Origin of the sequence: Tabrizicola sp. (assembly GCF_036781545.1) — a bacterium.
Lineage (GTDB): Bacteria > Pseudomonadota > Alphaproteobacteria > Rhodobacterales > Rhodobacteraceae > Tabrizicola.
Map to the genome: position 1 here is coordinate 35,339 of NZ_DAIQAT010000003.1, position 24,756 is coordinate 60,094.

General features: G+C 63.7%; 22 protein-coding genes. 6 read left to right on the forward strand and 16 right to left on the reverse strand.

From position 1 onward, the window contains the following. Positions 1-68: 68 nt before the first annotated feature. From V7Q39_RS01355 to V7Q39_RS01400, 10 genes are all read right to left on the reverse strand, one after another. Entirely contained in the window at positions 69-1,037 is a 969-nt protein-coding gene (locus V7Q39_RS01355; RefSeq protein ID WP_333814435.1) for a sugar ABC transporter substrate-binding protein, read from the reverse strand. 103 nt (positions 1,038-1,140) lie between these two features. Then, positions 1,141-1,806 (reverse strand): class II aldolase/adducin family protein, encoded by a 666-nt coding sequence (locus V7Q39_RS01360; RefSeq protein WP_333814436.1) that lies wholly within the window; start codon positions 1,804-1,806, stop codon positions 1,141-1,143. A gap of 191 nt (positions 1,807-1,997) precedes the next feature. After that, on the reverse strand, positions 1,998-2,846 hold the full coding sequence (locus tag V7Q39_RS01365; protein WP_333814437.1) for a GntR family transcriptional regulator: 849 nt from the start codon (positions 2,844-2,846) through the stop codon (positions 1,998-2,000). A 117-nt stretch (positions 2,847-2,963) separates the two neighbouring features. Then, entirely contained in the window at positions 2,964-3,587 is a 624-nt protein-coding gene (dhaL, locus tag V7Q39_RS01370; RefSeq protein WP_333814438.1) for a dihydroxyacetone kinase subunit DhaL, read from the reverse strand. A 22-nt stretch (positions 3,588-3,609) separates the two neighbouring features. Next, positions 3,610-4,602, reverse strand: coding sequence for a dihydroxyacetone kinase subunit DhaK (locus tag V7Q39_RS01375; RefSeq protein WP_333814439.1), 993 nt, complete (start codon positions 4,600-4,602; stop codon positions 3,610-3,612). A gap of 6 nt (positions 4,603-4,608) precedes the next feature. Continuing rightward, complete coding sequence (locus tag V7Q39_RS01380; RefSeq protein WP_333814440.1) at positions 4,609-6,411, reverse strand: thiamine pyrophosphate-binding protein; 1,803 nt, start codon at positions 6,409-6,411, stop codon at positions 4,609-4,611. A gap of 26 nt (positions 6,412-6,437) precedes the next feature. Beyond that, positions 6,438-7,268 carry an enoyl-CoA hydratase/isomerase family protein gene (locus tag V7Q39_RS01385; protein WP_333814442.1) on the reverse strand — a complete coding sequence of 277 codons (831 nt, stop codon included), beginning with the start codon at positions 7,266-7,268 and terminating at the stop codon, positions 6,438-6,440. A 47-nt stretch (positions 7,269-7,315) separates the two neighbouring features. Beyond that, the gene (locus V7Q39_RS01390) at positions 7,316-8,929 is read right to left on the reverse strand and encodes a long-chain-fatty-acid--CoA ligase (protein ID WP_333814443.1); all 1,614 of its coding nucleotides are present in this window, start codon (positions 8,927-8,929) and stop codon (positions 7,316-7,318) included. A 9-nt stretch (positions 8,930-8,938) separates the two neighbouring features. Next, positions 8,939-10,042 carry a glycerol dehydrogenase gene (locus tag V7Q39_RS01395; RefSeq protein WP_333814444.1) on the reverse strand — a complete coding sequence of 368 codons (1,104 nt, stop codon included), beginning with the start codon at positions 10,040-10,042 and terminating at the stop codon, positions 8,939-8,941. A 64-nt stretch (positions 10,043-10,106) separates the two neighbouring features. Continuing rightward, entirely contained in the window at positions 10,107-10,655 is a 549-nt protein-coding gene (locus V7Q39_RS01400) for an OsmC family protein (RefSeq protein ID WP_333814446.1), read from the reverse strand. A 300-nt stretch (positions 10,656-10,955) separates the two neighbouring features. Between V7Q39_RS01400 and V7Q39_RS01405 the strand changes: the two genes are divergently transcribed. From V7Q39_RS01405 to V7Q39_RS01425, 5 genes are read left to right on the forward strand one after another with little or no spacing between them, the layout of a single operon-like run. Further along, positions 10,956-11,726: an SDR family NAD(P)-dependent oxidoreductase gene (locus V7Q39_RS01405; protein ID WP_333814447.1), complete on the forward strand. Its 771-nt coding sequence runs from the start codon at positions 10,956-10,958 to the stop codon at positions 11,724-11,726. Positions 11,727-11,730: 4 nt separating this feature from the next. Further along, entirely contained in the window at positions 11,731-12,549 is an 819-nt protein-coding gene (locus V7Q39_RS01410; protein WP_333814448.1) for an IclR family transcriptional regulator, read from the forward strand. After that, complete coding sequence (locus V7Q39_RS01415) at positions 12,533-13,969, forward strand: aldehyde dehydrogenase family protein (RefSeq protein WP_333814449.1); 1,437 nt, start codon at positions 12,533-12,535, stop codon at positions 13,967-13,969. The genes V7Q39_RS01410 and V7Q39_RS01415 overlap by 17 nt, the downstream gene beginning before the upstream one ends. Positions 13,970-13,990: 21 nt before the next feature. Continuing rightward, on the forward strand, positions 13,991-14,890 hold the full coding sequence (locus V7Q39_RS01420; protein ID WP_333814450.1) for a sugar phosphate isomerase/epimerase family protein: 900 nt from the start codon (positions 13,991-13,993) through the stop codon (positions 14,888-14,890). 31 nt (positions 14,891-14,921) lie between these two features. Next, a complete protein-coding gene (locus tag V7Q39_RS01425) occupies positions 14,922-15,710 on the forward strand; it encodes an SDR family NAD(P)-dependent oxidoreductase (RefSeq protein WP_333814452.1) in 789 nt (262 codons plus the stop codon). A 97-nt stretch (positions 15,711-15,807) separates the two neighbouring features. On the opposite strand, the gene V7Q39_RS01430 is transcribed toward V7Q39_RS01425, so the two are convergent. The 6 genes from V7Q39_RS01430 to V7Q39_RS01455 all read right to left on the reverse strand — a co-directional run bounded on the left by V7Q39_RS01430 (position 15,808) and on the right by V7Q39_RS01455 (position 23,675). Then, positions 15,808-17,412, reverse strand: coding sequence for a glycosyltransferase (locus V7Q39_RS01430; RefSeq protein ID WP_333814453.1), 1,605 nt, complete (start codon positions 17,410-17,412; stop codon positions 15,808-15,810). Continuing rightward, positions 17,409-18,530: a glycosyltransferase family 4 protein gene (locus tag V7Q39_RS01435; protein ID WP_333814454.1), complete on the reverse strand. Its 1,122-nt coding sequence runs from the start codon at positions 18,528-18,530 to the stop codon at positions 17,409-17,411. Before V7Q39_RS01435 ends, V7Q39_RS01430 begins: the two co-directional genes overlap by 4 nt. Positions 18,531-18,534: 4 nt before the next feature. Then, positions 18,535-19,416, reverse strand: coding sequence for a glycosyltransferase family 2 protein (locus tag V7Q39_RS01440; RefSeq protein ID WP_333814456.1), 882 nt, complete (start codon positions 19,414-19,416; stop codon positions 18,535-18,537). Positions 19,417-19,758: 342 nt separating this feature from the next. Next, the gene (locus tag V7Q39_RS01445; RefSeq protein ID WP_333814457.1) at positions 19,759-21,207 is read right to left on the reverse strand and encodes a flavin-containing monooxygenase; all 1,449 of its coding nucleotides are present in this window, start codon (positions 21,205-21,207) and stop codon (positions 19,759-19,761) included. A 61-nt stretch (positions 21,208-21,268) separates the two neighbouring features. Beyond that, positions 21,269-22,705, reverse strand: coding sequence for an APC family permease (locus V7Q39_RS01450; protein WP_333814459.1), 1,437 nt, complete (start codon positions 22,703-22,705; stop codon positions 21,269-21,271). A 79-nt stretch (positions 22,706-22,784) separates the two neighbouring features. Further along, positions 22,785-23,675 (reverse strand): alpha/beta fold hydrolase, encoded by an 891-nt coding sequence (locus V7Q39_RS01455; protein WP_333814461.1) that lies wholly within the window; start codon positions 23,673-23,675, stop codon positions 22,785-22,787. A gap of 29 nt (positions 23,676-23,704) precedes the next feature. Here V7Q39_RS01455 and V7Q39_RS01460 point away from each other — a divergent pair, with 29 nt between their 5' ends. Further along, positions 23,705-24,670 (forward strand): MurR/RpiR family transcriptional regulator, encoded by a 966-nt coding sequence (locus tag V7Q39_RS01460; protein WP_333814462.1) that lies wholly within the window; start codon positions 23,705-23,707, stop codon positions 24,668-24,670. Positions 24,671-24,756: the final 86 nt, after the last annotated feature.

Here is a 24,756-nt window from a genome sequence, read left to right on the forward strand (position 1 = left end):
TCTCTCCCCTGCCCTGCGGTAAGATCAGGCCGGGCGGCCACCATGGGCCGCCCGGCCATTGCTGTTCGTCAGTCGGTCGAAGGCAGGGTCGGCACAACCTCTTCCGCATTCTCCTTGGTCACCATGATATGCGGAACGAAGGTGAAGGGCGGCACTTTCTCGCCGGCAAGATGGGCGGCCACATTCTGGACCGAAGCCTTACCCATCCCCACGAGATCCTGAATCACGACCGCACCGGCGGCGCTGTCCGGGTCCTGGATCATCGCAAGGAAATCGGCCGAACCATCAACGCCATAGGTGCGGATGCCGGTGCGGCCCGCGCCGTCAATCGCCTGCGTCACCCCGATGAGCGGCACATCCCAGCAGGCCCAGACCGCATTGATGTCGCCGTCATTGGGATACTTGGTCAACATGTCGGCCGTATCGGCATAGGCACGTTGCGCCGTGTTCGGGATCACGTCGCGCATCTCGGGCTCGATCACCTTCACATCAGGAAAGTTCGAGATGACATACTTCATCTGATCGTAGCGGATCTTGCAGGGCGGCACGCTGTAGAAGCCGTTGAAGACAAGGATGTTTCCCTTGCCGTTCATGTCAGCCACCATCTTCAGCGCAAGCGCCGAGCCGATGGCGTAGTTGTCCGACGCGACCACGTTGGTGGCCGAAGGAGTGGTGGTGTCGATGGTGAAAAGCGGAATGCCCGCCTCTTCCACCCGCGCAAGCCACGGGTTCAGCACGTCTATATTACCCAGGATTTCGATGATCGCGTCAGGCTTCTGGGCGATCAGCGTCTGGATCTGGCTGACCTGGGTCTGGTCGTTGGACTGGGCGTCCAACGCGATGACCTCGGCTCCCAGCCTCTCGGCCTCGGCGATTGCGCTCTGGTAGAACAGCCGGTCGGCCTGATTGTCCGATCGGATCGCCGTGATGCCGATCACCTTGCCTTCCAGCGAGTGTTCCTCGGCCATGACGCCCGACGCCGAGAGCAAAAGTGCCAGCGCCGTGCCACAGAAGGCAAAAGTCTTCAGTCCTGTCATTTCATTTCCTCCCTTTGTGGCGGCCTTGTAGCCGCCTTGACTGATCCGGTTCCTCCGACCCGGCGTTCAAGCCCGCCACCCCTGCCGGGGCAGCCGACCTCTCTCAGACCTGCGCGTAGCCCTTCATGGCGGCGCGCACCCCCTCGATCTCTTCGGGCGACAGCCGCGGCGGCTCTCCCAGTTGCAGGCTGACCAGATACATCCTGGCCAGCGCCTCAATCTCCTGCGCCATCCACATCGCCTGGGACAGCGTGCGGCCAAGCGCGATGATGCCGTGATGCGCCAGAAGGCAGGCCATCCGGCCGTCCAGCGCCTTCAGCGCTGCGTTGGAAAGCTCTTGCGTGCCGAAACGCGCATAGGGCGCACAGCGGATTTCATCGCCGCCCGCGATAGCAACCATGTAGTGTACCGCCGGGATCGGCCGGCCATGCATGGCGAGGGCCGTGGCATGAACCGGATGGGCATGGACAACCGCATTCACATCCGGGCGGTTGCGCAGGATGTCATAGTGGAAGCGCCACTCGCTGGAGGGTCGACGCTCACCCGACGCCTGGCCATCCACCCCGATGGCGACGATATCGGCGGGTTCCATCGCGTCGTAGGGCAGCGAGGTCGGGGTGATCAGCAAACCGGCGCCCTGCCGCAGGCTGATATTGCCCGATGTACCCTGATTCAGGCCGCTGGCGTTCAACTCACGGCAGGCCGCGATGATACTGTCTTCCGGCGATGAAAAGCCGCGCCGCGACTGCGACGTTCTTTTAATCTGCATCGCAGCACCCCTCCCTGACTGCGCGCGTCCATTTTCTCTGGTGCGGAGGCCCCGTGGGCCGGTTCCGGTTCACGCCGGATAAGTTCAGGCTACGGGAGAAGCTGGATTTCTGTCAATCTGGTTATTACCAGAAAAAGAAGAAATCCCGGTCTTTCGGATGCGCTGAAGTTCTGCGAGGCGGGAAAGTTCCGTCAGACGGAAATGTGGATCCTGGCGTGGTTCGAATCGTAATAGGCGGTGTAAAATTCCACCGGTTCCCCCGCTTGATCATAGGCAATCGATTCGATCACGATGATCGGCTGGTGCGGATCGATGCGCATCAGCTTCACAGCGTCGGGGGAGGGCATCTCGGCAGTGAACCAGCGTTCGGCGCGATGAACCTCGATGCCATAGACCATGCGCAGCGTCTCGTAGAGCGAGCGATTGGTCATATCAAGCTTCTCCATGTCGGGAAGACGATGTCCAGGCAGAGAGATCCAGCTGAGCGTGATCGGATGGTCCTCCATACGATACATCCGCCGCAGCCTGATCACCGTGCCTGCCTCGGGCAGATTGAAAACCTGGCGCTCGCGCGCATTGGCAGGGGCGCGGAAAAACTCGAGCGTGTCGGTGGAAACACTGATCCCCTTGGCCGCCATGTCGCCGAAAACACTGATATTTGCGTTGAGAAAGTCGGTCTGCCGCCGCTCGGGCGAAACGAACATCCCCTTGCGCGGCATCTTGACCACGCTGCCCTCGTCCGAAAGGGCCCTGATCGCCGCGCGCACCACAGGGCGCGACACGTCGAGAAGGCTGCAGATTGCCTGCTCCGACGGCAGGCGCGATTCCGGTGGCAGATTACCTTCGCGGATCGCAGCGCCGATCTGGTTCTTGAGCTGGACCCAAAGCGGAGCCGGAGAGCTTCGGTCCAGGGTGAAGCCCGCGCTGAGGGTTCGAAAGTTCTCGGCCGCCTGCTGGTCCTCAAGGTCGTAGCTGGGTCTGCCCCGGCCGCGCGCAGCCGACGGCCTGGCTTCTTCCGCATGCTTAGTCGTTACATCCACCAAAGCGCCCCTTCCTTCATACGGGGGTCACAGTAGCAGTTTACCGTCTGCCCGCCCATGGCATGGCGCGCAACTGCAGCAAAAGCTGCAGTTCCGCCCCGCGAGAGGCGCGGCGGCTCAGGCCATCTGCGCTGCCATCGCCTCGCACCAGAAGGTGAATGTCATCGCCCCCGGATCGGGATAGCCAAGCGAGCGATCCCCCAGCGCCCGGGCCTTGCCCGTGGTCGCGACCATATCGCGTGTCGCCTCCATGCCAGCGCGGGAGGCCTGGGCCATCGCTGCCAGCCCGGCAGCCAGACCGCCCTGCGCTGCAGCCAGTGCAGCGATCGCCGGTTCGGCTGCATCAATCATCGTCTTGTCCCCGGCCTTGGCCTTGCCCCGGTCCTTGACCGCCTGCAGTCCGGCCCCAAACGCCTGCGCCAATGCAGCCGGTTCGGGAAGATCGCCCGGGGGCAGAACCTTGCCTGCCGCCGAAAAGAATGTACCGAAGATGGCGCCCGAAGCGCCGCCACTGGTCATCATCAACGCACGCCCCCCGGCCTGAAGGCTGGCCGCCGCATCGGCGCCCTCCATCTTGCCCAGTGCGTCGGCAAAAGCGCGGAAGCCGCGTGCCATCCCGATGCCATGGTCGCCGTCACCGATGGCCTGATCGGCTTTGGTCAACGTGTCCTTCGCCGCGACCACCGCCTCGGCGGCAACCGCGAGTGCCGCCTTGAACCCGGCTTTCTGCGTCGTGTCCATCTCTGTCCTCCCTCTGCGCGCCTCAGGGCCGCAGGAAACTTTCATTCGACGCCGGGCGCGCCAGCAGCTCTTCCATATCGGCGTCAAGCTTCAGCAGCGTCAGCGAGAATCCTGCCATCTCCTGCGTGGTGCAATAGGGCCCGATCCAGGTATCAGCCACCGTCACCCCTTTTTCCGCCAGCCGCTGATGCGCGCGTCGGGTGACGACATAGAGCTCCATCAGCGTCGTGGCCCCCATGTCATTGACCAGAAGTGCAACCCGTTCACCACCGGTCAGGGGATAGTCTTCCACGAGCTTGTCGATCATGAGATCGGTCAGCGGATCGGCCTTGGCCATCTTCAGCGTGGCCACCCCCTTTTCGCCATGGACCCCCATGCCGACCTCGACCTCGTCATCGGCAATCTCGAAGGTCTTCTCGCCCGTATCGGGCAGCGAGCCGGGTGCAAAGGCGACCGAGAGCGAGCGCAGATTGTCGGCCACGCGCTGCGCCAGCGCGGCGGTGGCGTCGAGATCGGCGCCCGTGCCTGCCGCCGCCCCGGCCAGTTTCAGCGTGAAGAACGATCCAGCCAGCCCGCGGCGACCGAGTTCCGGCGCCATCGAAACATCTTCGCCGGTGCGCACCGTGCGGGTTTCGATACCGTCATCGGCAGCCAGTTCGGCGGCGATTTCATAATTCATGTTGTCGCCGGCGTAGTTGGCCTGCAAATACAACACGCCCTTGCCTTGATTGGCCGCATGGCTGGCCGCAAGGATCACATCCGGAGTGGGGGCGGCAAACATGTTGCCGCAGGCCACCGCATCGGCGAAACCCGGCCCGATCAGCCCCTGATACATCGGTTCATGCCCCGAGCCACCGCCGACAACGATGCCGACCTTGCCCGGCTCGATCGCGCTGCGCACCAGTACCGGCAGGTCGGGCAAGAGCCTGACTCTGCCATGCGACGCGAAAACCACCCCCTCGGCGATTTCACGCACAAGGTTTTCGGGATCGTTGATTGCCTTCTTGATGACCATGGTCGTTCAGTCCTGTTTCTTCACCAGAGAAGGCGAAACCTTCCACTGGCGCAATTGATAGACGGTGCCGGGCCGCTTGATTTCCTTGGCCGGGTTCTCCAGCCGCCGGCGCAGGCTGTGGATCGGCGTCGCCTTGGGATCACTGCGCACCTCGACGACCGAGGGGCCGTCATGGGCAAAAGCCGCAGCAAGCACCTCGTCAATCTGGTCTGGCCGTTCGACAAGGAAGCCTTTCAGCCCAAGACCGGCCGCCGCGGCCGCATAGGAAGGCTTCGCATGGTTGGACTCAAGATCAACCGACAGGCGGGTGCCGTTGTAATAGATTTGCTCCCACATCTGAAGCCAGGCGATGATGCCGTTGTTGAAGATCAGGTTCACCACACGCATGTTGTGCTGCGCCTGCGTCGCCATCTCGCCGATGTAGAAGGACGAACCGCCGTCGCCCGCCACGGTCAGCACCCGCACATCGGGCCGCGTCATCGCAGCACCCAACGAGGCCGGAACGGAATAGCCCAGGCTGCCCTGCCCGCGGGCATAGAGAAAATGCCGTCCCGCATCCTTGGCCAGCAGATACTGCCCGATCCAGCCCGAGGAAAAGCTGGCGTCCGAGATCACGATATCCTCGGGTTTCAGCAGTTCCGCCACCGTGCGCAGCACCCGGCCCGGATGGATCGGCGTCGCCTCGTTCTCCCAATCGGCGCGGATGATGTCGCGTTGAGCATCACGCACCGTGTCGCAGCGCGCTGCCCATTCCGGGTTCTCGCGCGGGGTCAGCAGCGGGATCAGTTCTCGCAGCGTCTCGCGGATGTCGCCGAACAGCGCAACCGTAGGCCGGAAGGTGCGACCATGTTCCTGCGGGTCGTCATCCAGCGTGATGGTCGCTTGCGTGGCGGTGGGCAGCGTCCAGTTGTTCGCGGTGTTCTGGCTGGCCTTGGACCCGCACCAGAAGATCAGATCGGCCTCGGGCGCGATGTCGAGTGCGGCCTTGGACCCCATCGGATTCAGCACACCCATGGCCAAGGGATCGGTTTCCGCGATCACTCCCTTGCCCGACAACGATGTCACGATCCGCGCGCCAGTGACGGCCGCCAGCTTGCGCAACTCCTCATAGGCCAGCGAGGCGTGAACACCGCCACCCGCCACGATCAGCGGCCGTGTTGCAGCCGCCAGTTCCGCCGCCGCCGCCGCCAGATCGGTGGCCAGCGCTCGGGCGCGATGGGCGGGCGCGCGGATATAGCGATCGTCGATCATGATCGGCTGGGTTTCCGGATCCCAGGGATGATCCATCACGTCATGCGGCACGATGATCGCTACCGGGCCGGGCCGGGGCGAAGTCGCCACCCGCCAGGCGGTGCGGATGATCTCGGGGAACGAGGCCGGCGTCGGCACCATGAACGCCTCTTTCGAGATCGACTTCAGATAGGACAGCTGGTCGAAGCCCTGGCTTGCGACGCCCTTGGCCTTCAGAGGCAGCCAGTCGCGCGGCAATTCGCCGACGATGGCGATCAGCGGAATCGAGGCATTCATCGCCTCGACAAAGCCATCGGTCAGCTTGGTCGCACCGGGGCCGACCGTCACATCGCAGACCCCGGGCTTGCCGGTCAGCCGGGCATAGGCGTCGGCAGCATAGACGCCGTTGCGTTCGTCGCGCACCAGAACGTGGTTGATGCGGTCCCGACGATTTCCGATGCCTTCATAGAGGCCGCAGGTCTGGCCACCGGGCATCCCGAACACCACCTCGACGCCATAGGCGATCAGCATTTCCGTCAGCATGTCGCCCATATGCAGGGCGGTTGTGGTCTCGGGCATATTCTGGTCCTTCATGCCGGTTCCCCTCAGGTCAATGCGCCATAGCGGCTGTCGCGGTAGTCCAGCGCCTTGCGCAGACCCTGCTCGCGGACCAGCGTGACGAACTCGGTCTTCTCGGGGGCCTGAGCCGCGTTCAGCGTGGCGGCAAGGTCAAGGTTGACGTTCACTGCATTGCGTAGGCCCATCGCCTCATAGGCTCGGGTCAGGGCGATCTTGGTCAGTCGCAGGGTGATCAGCGGCGTCAGCGCGATCTTGCGGGCAAGCTGATCCACCGTAGCTTCAAGCGCATCAGGGGCCACGACACGGTTGATCATGCCCAGGCACTCGGCCTCGGCTGCGCCTATGGTGTCGCCGGTCAACAGAAGCTCCATCGTCTTCTTCTGCCCCAGAACGAAGGGCATCAGCAGCGTGACAGGGCCTGAACCAAAGCGGATTTCCGGCTCGCCGAACTGGGCGCGGTCAGTGGCGACGATCATGTCGCAAGCCATGGCCAGTTCGCAGGCTCCGGCAAGGCACCAGCCGTCGACGGCCGCGATGGTCGGCTTCTGAGAGGCCCAGACCGCCATCGACAGCCCCACATTGTTGGACAGGGCACCATGCCAGTCTTCGGGTCGGGCAAGGCCCACCTCGACCTCTTCCGCAATGTCGTAACCGACCGAAAAATTCGCACCGGCCCCGCGCAGCACGATGACCTTCACGCCATCGTCGGTCTGCATGTCACGTACATGGCCGGTCAATTCCCGCACCACCGTCGATGACAGAGCGTTGATCTTTTTGGGCCGGTTGATCGTCAGCCAACCCACACCGTCGCGGATTTCGCAATCCACCACCGGCGCTCCGGTTCCCACGTCTGCCATGGTGTCATTCCTTCTGCGTTCTGGCCCCGTCGGGGCCGGTTTCATGGTCAAGCGGACGTCCGGGAGGCCGCCGTCCTGATCGTCAATTCTCCGTTCGCCAGCATCCGCCGCATCGCCGCCTTGTCGGCCTTGCCGACCGAAGTGCGCGGCAGGGCCGGCACCTCGGCCCAATGGGCAGGCACCCACCATTTCGCCACCCGCCCCTCCAGAAACCGGATCAGTTCAGCGGGATCGAAGCGGTCGCCCGCCACAATCAGCGCCAGCGGTCGTTCCTGCCAGCGCGGATCGGGCGCGGCGATCACCGCCACATCACGCACCGCGGGATGTTCTCGGATCGCTTCCTCCAACGGCAGCGAGGGGATCCACTCGCCCCCCGACTTGATTGCATCCTTGACGCGATCGGTCAGGCGCAACCGCCCGCTGGCATCAAGCGTGCCGATGTCTCCGGTACGCAGCCAGCCATCCTGAAAGCCGTCGCTGGAGTCGCTGCGGAAATAGCCCCCCGTCACCCAGGGGCCACGAATTTGCACCTCTCCCGGCGTCGCGCCATCCGCGGGCAGCGGCACGCCGTCCAATGTGGCGACGCGCAGTTCCAGCCCGCAGACCAGCCGTCCCGGCTCTGCCCTTTGCGCCGAGGGTCGGCCGATCACCGACATCGACGAGGTTTCGGTCATGCCCCAGGCGGTCGAGGTTTCCACCCCCAGCCGCCCCCAGGCAGCGACCAGCGTATCCGGCACCGGGGCACCGCCCATCGACAGGCGGCGCAGGCGCGGTGGGGCTGGCAGGCCCGCCGCCTCACGCGCTGCCAGCACATCGGTCCAGATCGTGGGCACGCCGGCGGCGAGGGTGACGCCCTCCTCGTCGAGCAGCGGGTTCAGCACCGCAGGCTGAAACTGCGTACCGGGCAGAACCAGTGTCGCCCCCGCCATCATCGCGGCATAGGGAATGCCCCAACCGTTGACATGGTAGAACGGCACCGCAGGCAGGATCACCTCGTGCTGCCCGATACCCAGCGAATTCGCCGTGCAAAGCGACATGGCCTGCAACCAAAGTGAGCGGTGGCTGTAAGCCACGCCCTTGGGCAACCCGGTGGTGCCGCCAGTATAGCACAGGATCGCCGCCGCGTTCTCCTCGGGGTCGGGCCAGTCGATCCGCGGCTCCCCTTCCGCCAGCAAAGTCTCGTAGCCGATGGTTTCCACATCGAGCCCAGGGAAAGGCGACGGGTCCGTCGTTCCGGTCACGATGACCAGCCGGATCGGCCCGCCCGCAAGCCGGGGGGCAAGCGTAGCAAAGCGCGGGGCCAGTGCGCCATCCACCAGGACAGCACGGTCCCCGGCCTCGACCGCCATGCCTGCAAGCTGATCGTCATGCAGGCGGATGTTCAGCGTATGAAGCACGGCCTCCAGCGCCGGAACGGCGAGATAGGCCTCCAGATGCTCGGGCGAGGCCGAGGCAAAGCTTGCCACGACCTCGCCCGTCCCGATGCCGCGCCGCGACAGTGCATCGGCCAGTTGCCCCGCCCGGGCCGCCAGCACCCCCAGAGTGCCACGGCTTCGACCGTCCGGCCCCTGCGCCACCACCTGCGCGGCAGCGGTTACCCGGGCGGCGTGGCGCAAAAGCCGCGCCACGCCCAGCCGGGCATCCTGCATCGTGCTGCGCATTCCCTGCCCTCAGCTCCGCCGTGCCCGGCCCATCGCATCGACCGCAAGGATCGCGGCCAGAACGGTGTCGGTCGTCAGTTCGGCATAGGTTGCATGGGTCGCCTCGCCGGGGTTGAGCGAAGCAGCCGCCCCTCGGCGCAGATCCTCGGTCGAGGCATCGCCCAGGCCCATTCCTTCCAGCGTCGTCGGCAGATCCAGCGCTTCGCAGAAGTCGAAGACCTCGTCGATCTCCGATTGTGGACGATCTTCCAGCACCAGAACGCACAGCGTACCGAAGGCCACCTTCTCACCATGCAGTTTTGAATGGCATCCGGGCAGAATCGACAGCCCGTTGTGGATTCCATGAGCCGCCGAGCAGCCACAGTTCTCAAAACCAAGCCCGGAGAGAAGCGTGTTGGCCTCGATGATGTTCTCGACCGCGGGGGTAACGATCCCTTCGCGCGCCGCAGCCACTGCGCCCATGGCGTCCCGCATCAGCACCTCGTGGCAGGCACGGGCGATCGCCATGCCCGCGATGGGCATCCCCTGCCCCCCCGCGACATAGTTCTTTGACCGGCTGTCACGGTTCGAGCGCGCCTCGTACCAAGTCGACAAAGCATCGCCGATTCCTGCGATCAGGAAACGCACCGGCGCTTTCACCACCAGATCAGGATCGACGATGACCATATCGGGATTGCGCGGCAGGAAGATCGGGCGGTCGGCGCAGCCGTCTTCGAAATAGCGCATCGCAAGGCCCGAAGTCGGCGCGTCGGTGGAGGCGACCGTCGCAAAGCAGAGAATTCGAGCACCCAGATCCTCGGCAACCAGCTTGGCGGTATCAAGCGTCTTGCCGCCGCCGATGCCCGCAACCGTGGCGGGGCGGCTGTCGCCTGCCGCCGCAATGATCCGGTTTACCTCGCCTTCCCAGCATTCACCGCCGAAGATGATCTTCTGCACGGTCACGCCCGTCTCGGCAATCGAGGCGTCGATCTGCGCGCCATAGGTTTTCTCGATAAACGGATCGACGATCACCAGCGCGGTTTTTCCCAGCGCCGCAAGGTGCTGGCCGACCCGGCCGATCTCACCACGGCGCTGGACATAGCGCGCGCAGCTTCCAAATCCACGTTCGGACATGCTGGCATTCCTCCCTGCCATATCTGTTTCGACGGCGCGGGGCCTCCCTGCCCCGCGCTGCGGCTCAGGCCGCTGCGGCGATCTTGAGAGAACCCGTCACCGGCACGCCGTGAACCGCGGTCATCGCATTGGGGCTGAAGTTGAAGGCCAGATCGGCAATCTCTTGCAAAAGTGCCGCGTCGGCATCGGCATCAACCTCGATGTCATAGGTCAGGCCGCTCATCTTGATCTGGGCATCGGGGCGCAGGTTAAGGAACCCGGCAAGGTCAAGCCCGCCGCCCATGGTGATGCGCAGGCTGCGCAGAGCCACGCCCTTGACCGAGGCGTTGACCACAAAGCCGACCATGATGCAGGCACCGACACCTGACATAAGATACTCTTGGGGGGTAGGGCCGCTGGACTGACCCAGCAGTTGCGGCGGCTCGTCCACTGTCCAGGAGAAGGCACGGGGAATCGCATCGCCGCCCACGGACATCGGCAGCGTGGAGGCTTCGATCCTGGTGCCGCCTTTCCAGTCAAGCTGCACGCCATAGCGTGCAAGGCCCGCCGCCGGTTCGGCGCGGATCGCCGTCTTGGCCCCCGCCAGTCCTTCGGTATCGATTCCGTTCAGCATATCATCCTCCCATCAGGCGGAACGGAACATCTGCCGCCGCCTGTCATTCGTTCATCGGGTTATTTTTGGTTATACTCAGATTTCTGTTGCGATTAAAAACCAGATCGACAAACTGTCAACATCAAATCACGCCGCAGCCACGGAAATGCGGAACGAAGCGACCAAGCGGACTGATGGCTTTCAACCCATTGGAAACGAACTGATAATTTATGTCTGCGCGCCGGAAAGCGGAGGTAAAACCGCTGCGCCGCGCCAAAGGAACAGCAAGTGGCCGGAGGAGAGCCGGCAAAGGGAGGACACATGTATCTGCAACTCTTTGATCTCAAAGACCGCGTGGCCGTGGTCACTGGGGGCGGCCGGGGGATCGGTCTCGAGATCGGTCGCGCCTTGGGCGAGGCCGGCGCCCGTATCGTCGTCGCCGACATTGATTCCGGCACGCGGGAACAGGCGGCGGCGCAGCTTGGCGCCGAGGGAATCGAGTCCCTCGCCCTGCCCGTCGATGTGACCAACACCGCCAGCGTCAGCGAACTGGCCGAATCGGTGATGGATCGCTTCGGGCGGGTGGACATTCTGGTCAACAATGCGGGCGTGTCGCGTCTGAACGCCGCCGTGGACATCAGCGACGAAGAATGGCGTTGGGTGATGGATGTGAATGCCAATGCGGTGTTCTGGTGCGCCCGCGCCTTTGGTCGCCACATGCTGGCAGCGGGCAAGGGCAGCATTGTCAACCTCGGCTCGATGTCGGGGCTGATCATCAACCGCCCGCAGTTTGCCGCGCATTACATGGCCAGCAAGGCCGCGACCCATCACATCACCAAGGCGCTGGCAGTGGAATGGGCAACGCGCGGCGTGCGGGTGAATGCCATTGCGCCCGGATATATCGGCACCGAGATGACCATGCAGCTGAAGAACATGCCCGACGTCTACGCCAAGAACGTCGAGATGACGCCGATGGGCCGCTTTGGTGAGCCGCGCGAGATCGCGGCTACGGCCCTGTTCCTGGCTTCCGACGCATCAAGCTATTTCACCGGCTCGATCCTGTCGGCGGATGGCGGCTACACCGCCTGGTAGCGCCATGGAAACCCAGGCAGAGGCCGCCGGGTTTACCGAACGGCTGGCGCGGGTGCTGGCGTGTTTCGAGCCGCCGCCGCATGAATGCAGCTTCATGCAGATCGTGCGGCGCACCGGCCTGCCGCGCGCCAGCACTCACCGCATGATCGGACAACTGGCAGAGATTGGCTATCTGGAGCCTGGCCCGGCGGGGCGGGGCTACCGGCTGGGCGCTCGGCTTTATGGCTTGCTGCACGCCCATATCGACGCCGATCAGCTGACAGGATTGGCAAGACCTATTCTGGCCGAGGTGGCACAGGCGTGCGGCGTGGCGAGTTTTGCCGCGCGGCTGACGCAGGGACAGGTGGACCTCTTTGCCACTGCCACGCCGGATGATCCGATGCGCAGCCATGTCTTTCCGGGCATCGGCTTGCGGCCAGTTCATGCCTGCTCCTCCGCCAAGGCGCTGGTGGCGTTTCAGCCCGAGACGCTGCGGGCGGCGATGCTGGCGGCCCCGCGCGAGAGTTTCACCCACCGCACACTGACCGGCGACGACGATCTGATCGCGGAATACACCCGCATCCGGCGCGAGGGCTATGCGGTCTGCGATGGTGAAATCAACGAGGGGGTGGTTTCGCTGGCGGTGCCGGTGATGCTGCCACGCCTTGGGCCGGTCTATGCACTGGGGATAATTGCCCTCGCCGACCGGCTAGCGCCCACGCATCGCCCGGCGGCGGTGCAGTTGCTGAAACGGGCTGCTGCCCGCTTTGCCGCCGCGCTTGATCCCGCGCCGCTTCCGGCGCCCGTTCCCGAACCGGAGAACCGACATGACCCCGCATCTTGAACATTTCTACATAAACGGCCGCTGGACCGTCCCTGCCGATGGGGCCAATGCCCCCCGACTGCCAGTGATCGACCCGGCCAGCGAAGAGGCTTTTTGCACCATCGCCCTTGGCAACGCCGTCGATGCCGACCGCGCGGTGCGCGCCGCCCAAGCCGCCTTTCCGGCCTTTGCTGCCCTGCCGCAGGCTGAACGCACTGCCCTTCTGGCCCGCATCCTTGCTGCCTATGAGGTGCGGATCGAAGATCTCGCCCGCGCGATGAGCCGCGAGATGGGCGCACCCCTTGCCTTTGCGCGCGAGTCGCAGGCCGGGATCGGCCTAGCCCATCTGCGGCAGATGCTGGCCACGCTGGAAACCTATGAATGGTCGCATATGCGCGGCAGTACCCGCGTCATGCGCGAACCAATCGGGGTGATCGGCATGATCACGCCCTGGAACTGGCCGATGAACCAGATCGTCTGCAAGGTCGCCCCGGCCATCGCGGCGGGCTGCACAATGGTCTTGAAGCCTTCGGAAATCGCCCCGCTATCAGGCCTGATCTTTGCCGAGATCATGGAGGCGGCGGGCACACCGCCCGGCGTCTTCAATCTGGTGAACGGCGATGGGCCTGGCGTCGGCATGGCGCTGTCACGGCATCCGGGGGTGGACATGATGTCCTTCACCGGCTCGACCCGTGCCGGGATCATGGTGGCCGAAACCGCTGCGGCAACGGTCAAGCGAGTCTCGCAGGAACTGGGCGGCAAATCGGCCAACATCCTTCTGGCGGACGCCGATTTCAGCACCGCAGTCGCCAAAGGCGTGGCCGGCTGCTTCGGCAATTCGGGCCAGTCCTGCAATGCGCCGACCCGGATGCTGGTGCCTGCCGACCGCCATGATGAAGCACTGGACCTCGCCTCCGCTGCCGCCGCGACTTTCCGCACCGGCGATCCGGCCCGGTCGGAAACCCAGCTTGGCCCGGTGGTCAGCGCCGCGCAGTTCGACAAGATCCAGCACCTGATCGTGACCGGCCTCGACGAGGGCGCGACCCTTGCCGCAGGCGGACCCGGGCGGCCCGAGGGGCTGAACAAGGGCTTTTACGTCCGCCCCACGGTCTTTGGCCGTATCACGCCCGAAATGACACTGGCGCGCGAGGAGATCTTCGGCCCGGTGCTTTCTATCCTGCCCTATCGTGACGAGGCCGAGGCCGTCGCAATGGCCAATGGCACCGAATACGGACTGGCCGCCTATGTTCAGTCGGCCGATCCCGAACGGGCGCGTCGGGTGGCAGCAAAGATGCGCGCGGGCACTGTCTATCTGAATTATCCGGCCTGGGATTCGGCCGCTCCCTTCGGCGGTTACAAACGGTCGGGCAACGGGCGCGAGTATGCGGATTTCGCGCTGGATGACGTCACCGAAATCAAGGGCGTCGTGGGCTGGGCCTGACGCGGCAAAGGGAGAAACGACATGAACAAGATCAACCCGCTGGGTGTTCACTGGCTGGTGCTGACCAAGACCTGGGACAGCGACGGCGCTCGCCATGCCATCCGCGAGGCGAAACGGATCGGCTACGACTTCATCGAAACGCCGCCCACCCCCGTCGGGGACGAGGTGACCGAGGTGACACGCCAGCTTCTCGCCGAAACGGGCATGGGCGCTGCAGTCTGCTTGGGGCTTTCAGCCGATCAGGACCTGACCAGCCCCGATCCCGAGATCCGCGCACGCGGCGAGGCGTTCCTCATGGGTGCCGTCGACACCTGCGCGCGCATCGGCGGCTCTCTGGTCAGCGGCATCACCTATTCCGCCTTCCAGAAATACATGCTGCCCTGCCCCGCCGATGGACGCACCGCCTCGATTGCCGCCATCGCACGTGTGGCCAGACATGCTAAGTCTCTTGGCATCACCATCGGGCTCGAGGTCGTGAACCGCTATGAGACCAATCTGCTGAACACGGCAGAGCAGGCGCTGGCCTTCTGCAACGAAACCGGGATGGAAAATGTGAAAATCCATCTCGACAGCTATCACATGAACATCGAGGAAACTGATATCCAGCAGGCGATCCTGAAAGCGGGCGACCGGATCGGCTTTTTCCACATCGGCGATTCCAACCGGGGCTACCTGGGCGCGGGAAATATCGACTTCAACCCGTTCATCCGCGCGCTGTTCCAAGCGGGCTATACGGGCCCGATCTCGTTCGAAAGTTTCTCTTCGACCATGATCGACCAGCCGCTTCTGGGCATCCTCGGCATCTGGCGTGATACATGGGAAGACGGCAAGGACCTTGCCGAACACTCGTTCACCTTCATGGAAGCGCTCGTCAAGTCCGGCCGCGAGGCCCATCGCCGCGCTCTTGGCCGCGTGGCCTGACCTTCTTGGCCGTGAAGCGAGGATCATCGCAATGGAACGACTGAAGGGAAAGGTTGCCCTGATCACCGGGGCAGGATCGGGAGTCGGCCGCGCCGCAACGTTGTTGTTCGCACAGGAGGGCGCCCACGTTCTGGGCGTATCGCGCACCGCGTCGGCACTGATCGAAACGCAGGAGTCATTAAGGGCCGCAGGGCTGGATTGCGCTGTCGAAGCGCAGGACATCAGCCTCGAATCCGGCGCAAAGGCCGCTTTTTCCGCCACGCTGGCGGCCTATGGGCGGATCGACATTCTCGTGAATGCTGCGGGGGTCGGCTACAGCTGGCAGCGCCAGTCACCCGGAACGATGGAGGACGTGGCAGGCACAGAACTTGCCCAATGGGACGAGGTGATGCGGATCAATCTCACCTCCTGCTATCTGATGTCGCGCCTTGCGGTACAGCAGATGCGTCAGCAGGGCGACGGGGGGGCGCTTGTCCATGTCTCCAGCGTCTCGGGCTTCCGCGGCCTGACGAAAGCCCATGCCTATTGCGCAGCGAAGGCGGGAATGATCAACCTTTCCAACGCAATGAGCTGCGCCTATGTGGCCGAGGGCATCCGGTCGAACGTAATTGCGCCAGGCTATATCGCCACCGGAATGATCGGTGACGTGATCGACGGCTTCAAAGACCCGACAAGGGCGCCATTCATGTCCCCGATGCTCCGCGCAGGCCGCCCTGAGGAAATCGCACAAGGATGCCTGTTCCTGGCATCAGACGATGCCAGCTATTGCAGCGGGTCGGTCCTGACCATCGACGGCGGAATGACCGCGATGCAAGGGTGAAGCCATAGGGTCCCTGCAGAGAGCTGGCGGGGCGCCGCCGCGTGCTGGCTTCCCCTGACAACTTCCACCGCCCTGCTTTCCGCTGAAGCCGCGGAAGCTAGGACGCGGTGTGCAGGATCGCCAGGTTCGGCAATCCATAGGGTGTGACGCCGAAATGGTGGCAGAGGCGACCGAAGCCCTCGGTTTCCAGAAGGTCATCGTAGGGCTGGTCCGGGAACTGGATTCCTGCGCGATGGACCTCGGCCGCAACCAGAAGCATGGTGCCGCCAACCGAGGTCAGCGGAACCCTGTCGAGAAAGCGCAGGTGATTAAGGTGACGGCGGCGGTCGTGGTTGGCCGGCGGCATGTAAAGACCACCCTGCACGTGTTTCAGATAGCGGCTATCGCGCCGTTCGGTCGGGTCGGTGAAGCTGTTCAGATCATAACTCGGCCCGTTCCACGACAGCCGACAGTCTGGCGTCACCACCTTGCGGCGCTCCGCGAGAAGCCGGCGCAGGATGTCAGGCGGATAGTCGCAGACATCCGCATCCAGCCAGAGCACCCAGTCATCGCCAGGTTTGACCCCCTGGTCGATCAGGTGGTTCCTGACCCTCGCGAGATGCGAACGGCGAGCACGCTGCAACCGTGGTAACCAGCGCTTTTCGCGCTCCAATGTCGGCCCCCCGGGGAAACTGATCACGCGAAAATCGTGGAAGCGTCCAGCGTATCGCTCGCGGAGGTCAGCCAGCCGCGAGACAGTTCCATCTCGGCTGTCTCCTTCGCAGAAGGTAACCGACAGCCTTTCGGCGGGGTGATCCAGCGCCAGAAGGAGTTCCATGCAGCGGTCGAGGAAAGGCTCTGCATCCCGCACCGGAATGAGGACGGACACCTGATCGCCCGAGGTGACGGGCCGATGCAACCGAGCACGGTCGATGCTTTCCGCAGCGGCGGTTCGCGACAGATAGGCCCCGCGGGAAAGGGAATAGGCTGCCTTGCGCCAGGCGGTCTTGACGGCACGCGACACGGGGCGTTGGGCACGCGGGGGAATCCAGCTTCCGCGCCACAGATGGTTCGATATGCGCAGGGGCGCCAGGGGGCCATGTTCCGACCCGACAGTCTCGATCCCTTTCGAGGTGAGCGGCGTGAAAAGATGGCAGGAATGCAGCGCCAGCCCCTGTGGATCCGGGTAGCTTTGGACTGCCCCGGTCAGCACGGCCGGCCCGGTCGATTCCAGCACGTCGTGAAGGGAATGGGCACAGCGCTGGACCAGGCCGATCAGGTGCGCCCAGAAGGGATGTCGGGCCGGCCCCGCCATGACGCCGTTGAAATAGAGCCGATCCAATCCGTAGGCCAGCACGTGGTGGACATGCTCGATCGGCTCCTCGCTCAGGACGACACGCCGTTCCTGCGTCAGCGCGTCAGGCGGGGTAAGACATTCGGTGTCAAGATCGGCATAGATGCCTCCGTACCTGTCCAATACCATATAGCGCCCAAGATCGGCACGCTGCACATTGTTCGGGTAGGACAGGTAAAGCGGTTCAAGATGCGGATAGTGATCCCGCACAAGAGTCAGAAGATCGGCGTCTGTCCAAAGCCGCCACTCCCAGCCGGCGCCAAGCCGACGCCAGGTGTCGCTGGCATCGGCAGGAAGGTCCGCAGACTTCCAAGTCTGGTGTATCAGCTTGGGGATGCGTCCGCCTGGCTCGCATTGCTGGTTGCTCATCTGTCGGACTTTCCCTCATGCAGAGCGGCCGCGACCGCTGTCTCTATCGCTCGCGGACCGTGATGGCGGAACGCGAAATCCCTTGCTGCGGCCGCGAGATCCTCCCTTAGATCAGGGGCTCGGGCCAGCCTTAGAGCAGCCTCGACGAACTCACCATCGCTTTCGGCCAAAAGGAATTGCCGACCTGGCGCGACCGCCAAACCCTCGACGGCCTTTGTGCTTGCAATGACCGGCAGTCCAACCGCCATCGCCTCCAGAGCCTTGATCCGCGTACCGCCACCCTCTCTCAAGGGCATGAGCGTCATGGTCGATGCGGCATAGATCGGAGCAAGATCCATGGGATCCGAGACAAGTGCGACCTCAGGATAACGCGCCATGTCCCGGCGCAGCCTCTCGGCCGGCGCGCGTCCGGCCAAGGTCAGGCGCGCGGAAGCGTCAGCGGCACGCAATGCGGGAAAGATGCCCCGGGCCAGGCGCATGGCTGCAGCAATGTTGGGTCGGTAGCCGAGATGCCCCACGAAGACGGCATCGATCCCGTCCGGGCGTTTGATGGGCTGGACCAACATGCACCAGTCCGGCACAGGGTTGGGTATAACGCAAACCGGAGACGCACCCGAAGCAAAGTGCCGGAGCAGATCGGCATCAGCCTGCGAGCAGGCCCAGACTGATGCCACCGCCCGCAGGAGCCTGCGTTCTGCCTCGGCCGCACGGCGCCAGCGACCACGTCGCTGCAATCTTGCAAGAATCGGGTGGCGCGCCAGATCGGTCTGGCGCAACAAGTCGCTTTCAACGTTGTGGGCGTCAAGGATCACGCGCACGCCCCGTTCAACCAGGCGGTATGCCACGGCCGAAAGATAAATCCCCTCGACTATCGCAATATCGCCGGGAGCCAAGCGGGCGCGCTTCTCGATGGCGTCCAGTATGGCAGCCGGCATCTCTGCCTCGATGAAGGATGGTGCGCGAACCTGACGGGTATTTGCCGCCGCGAACAGTTCGGCGACAACCTGCGTCTCAACATCGCCGATTTGGGACAAGGCACGCGAAAGGGCATGGGCACGCAACTGTGCACCCGATCCCGTGGCACTGGGGCGCTCGGGCACGATATGGACGATGCGCAACGTGTCAGGCCTTTCGTCTCGCCAGGCCGCGCGCGCGATAACCCAGACACTTCAGATGGAAATACATCGTAAGCTGGATGCGCAGCCTGCGGTCGGTCTGCCTGCTCAGGTAGCGTGCGCTTTCCTCGAAAAGACCGGCCCGCGCGCAATGGCGCAGGTAGCTCCGGCCCAGATGGCCCGCCATCGCGGGGAACCGGTCGCAAACATGCAGCATCGCCTGCGCGCGCTGAAGCGCGTCCAGGCGTGTGGTAATGTTGCCAGCTTCATTTGCGCTGGCGTGACTGTGGACCGTGACGCCGGGACGCGCTGAATACCAGGCCCGGCGTCCTTGCTCGATCAGGCGACAAACGTAGTCCGTATCCTCGTTGATCGGGATTTCCGTTGTGAAAGGGCCAACGGCGTCAGCAACCTGGCGGTGAATCCAGAACCCCATACCTGTTCCGCAAAGCTGCTTGCGGAGTGGAGCATTCCTGGGGACGGGACCCGTAGCAAACCGCGGTCGCCGGGGTGGCTCTCGCCGCCCATCTCTGGTCACGACACAAGCCGAAAAACCATAGTCGAAGCGCGGCGCAGGGCCGTGGAGGATATCCCCGATATAGTCGGGCCAGAGCTCGTCATCATCGTCGAGAAAGAAGATCACCGCACCCCTACTGGCCGCAATGCCCGCATTCCGCGCTGCAGAAATGCCTGCGGAGAACTCACGCCGCATAATCCGGAGCCTCTGGTCGCCGGGCCCATGCAACACGTCTTCCGCCGGTCGTTTGCTGGCGTCGTCAACCACAAGCACTTCGCCATCATCACCCAGTGCCCGCATCGCCGAGGCGACTGCTCGGGGCAGAAGCCCGGGACGGTCCTTCGTCAGTATGATGATCGAATGGCTGGTCATTTCAGTCGTCTATGCGCGTTGGGCCAATCAACTCTGCAGGGGCTCTTCAGACAAGACATTCAACGCCGGGCCAGCCAAGTTTGGATCATAAGTTAGGCGCATCTTCCACGAAACCGCGAGTCGCGGAAAATTGTTCCGACGCGCTCAATCCCAAAAGAGCGAAATGCGGTGCGCCGTGACTATGCTTAACTCGTTCGTGACGCTGACGAAAGCCGGCCTCTGCCAGAAGTGCTGTCAGACGAATTCGAGCTGATCTCTACAAGACCGCACCTCCCTGCGAGAGCGGCGGCATGGGCGATCTTGTAACCGGCGGCCATGCCCCGTTGGATGATCCGGCCCACTTCAGACGGGATCGTATTTAGAGGCGTCGAATTCGGACAGGGCGGCCGTCATCGAGCGCAGCGTGCCCGGCCATGCGGCCTTGTTATGGCCCGTATCGTCCAGGGAGTAGTTCGCGCATCCGCCGGCCACGACCGGAGCCTTGTCAAGCAAGGCATCGGCCGCACGCTTCCATTCCAGTTCGGCCTCTTCGCGGACCTCAATGGCGCGCAGCCCCTTGTCGCGCAGATGCTCGAGTATCCGCAGGACATAGGTCGCAACCGCCTCGCCGGGATAGAGACCGTTCCAGATCTGCCCGTTCGGAGCCGGTCCACCGACGAGATAGAGGTTCGGGCATCCTGCCACGGAGACCGATTTATAGGCGCGCGGATGCCCCGCCTGCCAGACACCGACGGTCTGGCCATCCCGGCGTTCGACAAGATTAAGGATATGGCCGCCAAAATAGAAACCGGTGGCGAAGACGATTGCATCGACCTCGAAAGACTTGCCTCCCCCGGTTACGAGGCTGCCATCCCGGATGCCCGCGACTCTCTCCGGCACCAGGGTTACGTTGTCCTGTGTCAGGGAGGTGTAATAATTATCACTGACGAGGGGGCGTTTGCAGCCCATGGCGTGCCCTGGCGTCAGCAGGCGGCGCAGTTCCGGATCAGCAATCTGGTTCTCCAGATGGATACGTGCAAGATGTTCATATTCCGCGCCATTCATCGAGACGAACGTGTCTTGCCAGAGCGTTTCCTCCTGCTCGAAGACCTCGGCGCGCCGTCGTTCCATCTCCTCGGGGGAGGCCGCAAGCGCTTGCCGCTCCGCCTCGGTGAGAAGGCGGTTGTTCTTGGGCAGCAGCCAAGTCGGGGTGCGCTGGAACTGCCAGACATGTGCCGCGCGTTCTTGCAGCGCCGGGACGATCTGGATGGCGGAGGAACCGCTGCCGATCACCGCGACACGTTGCCCTTCGCCGCTGAAATCCTCCGGCCATTCCGAGGAATGAAACGCCGGCCCCGCGAATGTGTCGAGACCAGGCAGCTTCGGGATCACCGCTTCTTCCAGAAAGCCGGTCGCAAGCATCAGATGTTCCGCTTCGATCCGTCCGGCCGTGGTCTCGACCTGCCAGCAGGCCGTCGCCTCGTTCCAGCGCGCACCGGTCATTTCGCAACCGAACAAGGTACGCTCGTAAAGGCGGTTTTCGGCAGCGACCCTTTGCATGTAGTCCATCAGTTCGGGCTGGCGGACGAACAGTGCAGACCAGTCCGGGTTGGGCCGGAAGCCGAACTGGTAGACGGACGAGGCACAATCCACCTCGCATCCCGGATAGGTGTTCTGGAACCAGGCGCCGCCGAAATCCCTGTGCTTGGTGATGATGCTGAAATCGGAATGGCCAGCCCTGTCGAGCAGGACCGCGAGGGAGATCCCGTTCCCTCCGGAACCCACGATCAGCATCTTCGTGCGCTTCACCATCGTCACATCCTCCTACCGGCGAGGGCGGCGCGTTGCGCCGCCCCTGTTGGCAATCCCCGGCTCATTTCGCACCGCGCTGCAAGGCGTCCGCATGTTCCGCATTTGCCTTCGAGTTGAGCATGGCGAAGGCTGGGCCACCGACCAGGATAAGCAGGATCGGCACGATCACCGCCGCCGCCATTCCCCAGGTCCCGACAAGAATCGGCAGATTGGCCATCGTCGTCCCTGCTGCGATGAAAAGACCAAGAGCGCCCAGAAGCGGAATCCAGCGGGTGCGCCATGGGCTCAGCCCACGCGGGTTCCGACCGAAGAAGGCTATGACCGCGATGCAGGTCAACAGCATCAAGAGAAGGAAGCCAAGCGTCGAGGTGCCGATCATCCAGGAAAATATCTGCGAGAACGGCCCCAACCCCATCGCCACGAAAACCGCCATGAGGACGAGCACCGAGCCGGATTGCAACAGCGCGGCGACATGCGGCGAATGGTAGGTCGGATGCGCCTTGCCCAGAGCCCGCGGCATCAGACCGGCGAGGCCGAGCGTGAAGACATAGCGGTTGATCACGTTGTGGAACGAAAGCACACAGGCAAAGAAGCTGGTCAGCAACAGGATCTGGACGATTTCCTGACTGACCGGGCCGAGATAGATGCCGAAGGTCTCGGCCAGCAGCCCGCCCGGGTCCTGCGACGCTTTCTCAACGATGCTCTGGTCGCCCCACGCGCTGACCAAACCCCAGGCCACGACCGCATAGAAGAGGCCGATCACCGCAAGGGCGCCATAGGTGGCGCGGCGGATGGTGCGGTCGGGGTCGCGGACCTCGTCACGGTAGATCGCCGCCCCCTCGACACCAAGAAAGCCGGAGACCGCGAACATGAGGCCCAGGGCCGGTGCGCCCTGGAACCAGGCGGAGGGTGTGAAGGTGGCGGTGGAAAGGCCCTCTGGGCCACCGCCCTCGATGACGATGGCGACAACCAGCACGAGACAGATCAAGATCTCCAGCGCGACAAGAACCAGCAGAAGCTTGCCCGAGAAGTCGATGTTGCGATATCCGAAGAAGGTGACGGCCAGCACGATGCCGACCATCCAGACCCACCAGGGCAGTTCGGGCCCACCCAGGCCGGTCACGTAATCCGCGAGGATCCCGGCCATGAAGGCGTAGACCGCCATCTGGACACAGGTATAGGTCAGGAGCGCCAGATAGGCAGAGCTGATCCCGGCGCCCCGGCCAAGGCCAAGGGTTACATATGAATAGAAGGCCCCTGCCTCGGCCACATAGCGGTTCATCGCATTGAACCCGACCGCAAAGAGGAACAGCAGCAGGGCGGCAACCACATACATGATGGGGTAGGCAGCACCGTTGCCGGCAATGAAGGCATTGGGCGCCACCGCGCCCACGGTGGTCAGCGGTGCCGCCGCCGCGATGACCATGACAATCACCGTCGTCACTCCAAGCCCCCCGCTCAGAGTGCCCTCTTCTCCCTTGGCTCCTTGCCGGCTCATTGATGTCCCCTCCCTGTCAGGACGATGGAAAACGTTTCTTCTCTTTTCGGACTCAACCCTGTCCGCTTTGCCGAAGCTTCTAGCTCTTCTCTTCCGGGCGCCCCGCGCCCGCCTTCAAAAGAAACTCCCGGATCACAGCATTGAAGGCCTGCGGGTTCTCGATGTTGGGTAGGTGACCGGCCGCCTCGATCATGCGGAAATCGGCATGTGGCGCATGGTTATGGATTTCGCGCACGAGGGCGGGCGGCGTCACCCTGTCCAGCGCTCCGACCACCAGCAGCAGCGGCACCCGGATATCGGTGTAGAGATCGGTGTCATCCTCCCGCGCGATCAGTGCATCGAAGGCCTTGATGTAAGAGGCCGGGCGCACGAGGCTCATCGACTCGCGCAGGCGCGCAAGGACCTCGGCATGCGTCGGATCGCCGATCAGTGCGTCGGCCACATCCGCCGCGATCTCGGAGGGGGGCACGCCCTTTGACAGGGGCTCGCGGCGCAGCCGTGCGAACAGCGCGCGCTCCTCCTGCGAATAGCGGTTGAAGCCCATGTCGGTGTCGCACAGGGTCAGGGTCGCGACGCGCTCGGGATGCTGCTTGTGGAAATAGGCGGCGATGGCTGCCCCCATCGACAGGCCGACGACATGCAGCCGCCCGATGCCGAAATGGTCAAGGATGCCCAGCATGTCGGCCGCGAAGTCGTCGAAATGCAGCGGCCCCTCATAATCGTCGGACCCGCCATAGCCGCGCGCGTCCCAGGCCATCACCCGGAAATCCGCCGCCAGATCGCGCAGATTGTCGCTCCAGTTGGTCCGATTGCCGCCAATGCCATGAAGAAACAGCACAGGTTCGCCCTGCCCGGCCAAATCGACCGCGATGCGCGGCGCAGAGCCCACAAGAACCGTTCGGATCACCGGCTCTGCCCCTTCGCGGGCAACAGCATCTTCATGCCGTGGGTCGCCGGTTGTGCCTGTCATCGGTCATCCTCTCTGCACTGGTCACGAAAATGGTGCAGCAGGCGACGTTTTCCTGTCTATGTTATAGTGATCCCATTTTGTTAGCCGGGTCCTTTTCGCAGCAGGTGCATATGAAACCCCCATCCCCAACCTCGACCGGCCCTGCAGGCGGGCTGGAGCTGCGCCTGCACCGCAACGCGCCCGGCTTCACCCGAAGCGAGCGCGCGCTTGCCAATTACATGCTGTCGAATATCGAGCGCCTGCCCTTCGACACCGCCGCCAGCATTGCCGACACGGTGGGGGTCAGCAAAATGACCGTCAGCCGCTTCCTGCGCAAGAACGGCTATCAAGGGCTGGCCGAGGTAAGGCAGGAGCTGCGCCGCAAGTTCACCATCGGCGACCTGCAGGTCAGCAGCCGGGTCGAGCGATTTCTGCAGGGCGGCGGGCAGAACGAAAAGCTCTCCGAGGCGCTGACGCTGGAAATCGAAGCCTTGGTGAAGGTCTACGAAACCGTTTCAACCCCGGAATGGGAGCGCGTGGTCGAGGCCATCAGCCGCGTGCCCGAGATCTTGGTCACCGGTTTCCAGATGATGGATGGGATCGCATCAATCTTCGAAATCCGGCTGCAGCTGTTTCGCCGCGGCGTCCGCCGGATCGACACGAGGAACGGCACCCTTGCCGAGATCCACGATGCGCCGCCGGGCAGCATGCTCATCCTGTTCGAGATGCGCCGCTACAGCGCCCTGAGCCGAAAGATCGCGCAACTGGCGCGTGAGCTGGGCCATTTCGTGGTGATCGTCTCGGACCCGCATTGCGACTGGTCGCATGAGGTCTCGGATGTGTCGCTGATGGTCAGCACCGAAAGCCGGCTGCTATGGGACAGCCAGGCCGCCTTTCTCAGCCTGATGAACCTCTTGCTGGATGCGGTCGCACAGCGGCTCAAGGATAGCATCGGCACACGGGCAGCCGTCCTCGACCAGATGGTGAACAGATTCGGGCTGTTGAGCGGCGGCTGAGGAGAGCCGCTCGGCTTCTTGACATGTAACTGATCACTCCATGCAGCGTTCGGAAGAACTCATGGCAGAGCAAGTTTCAGCCGTTG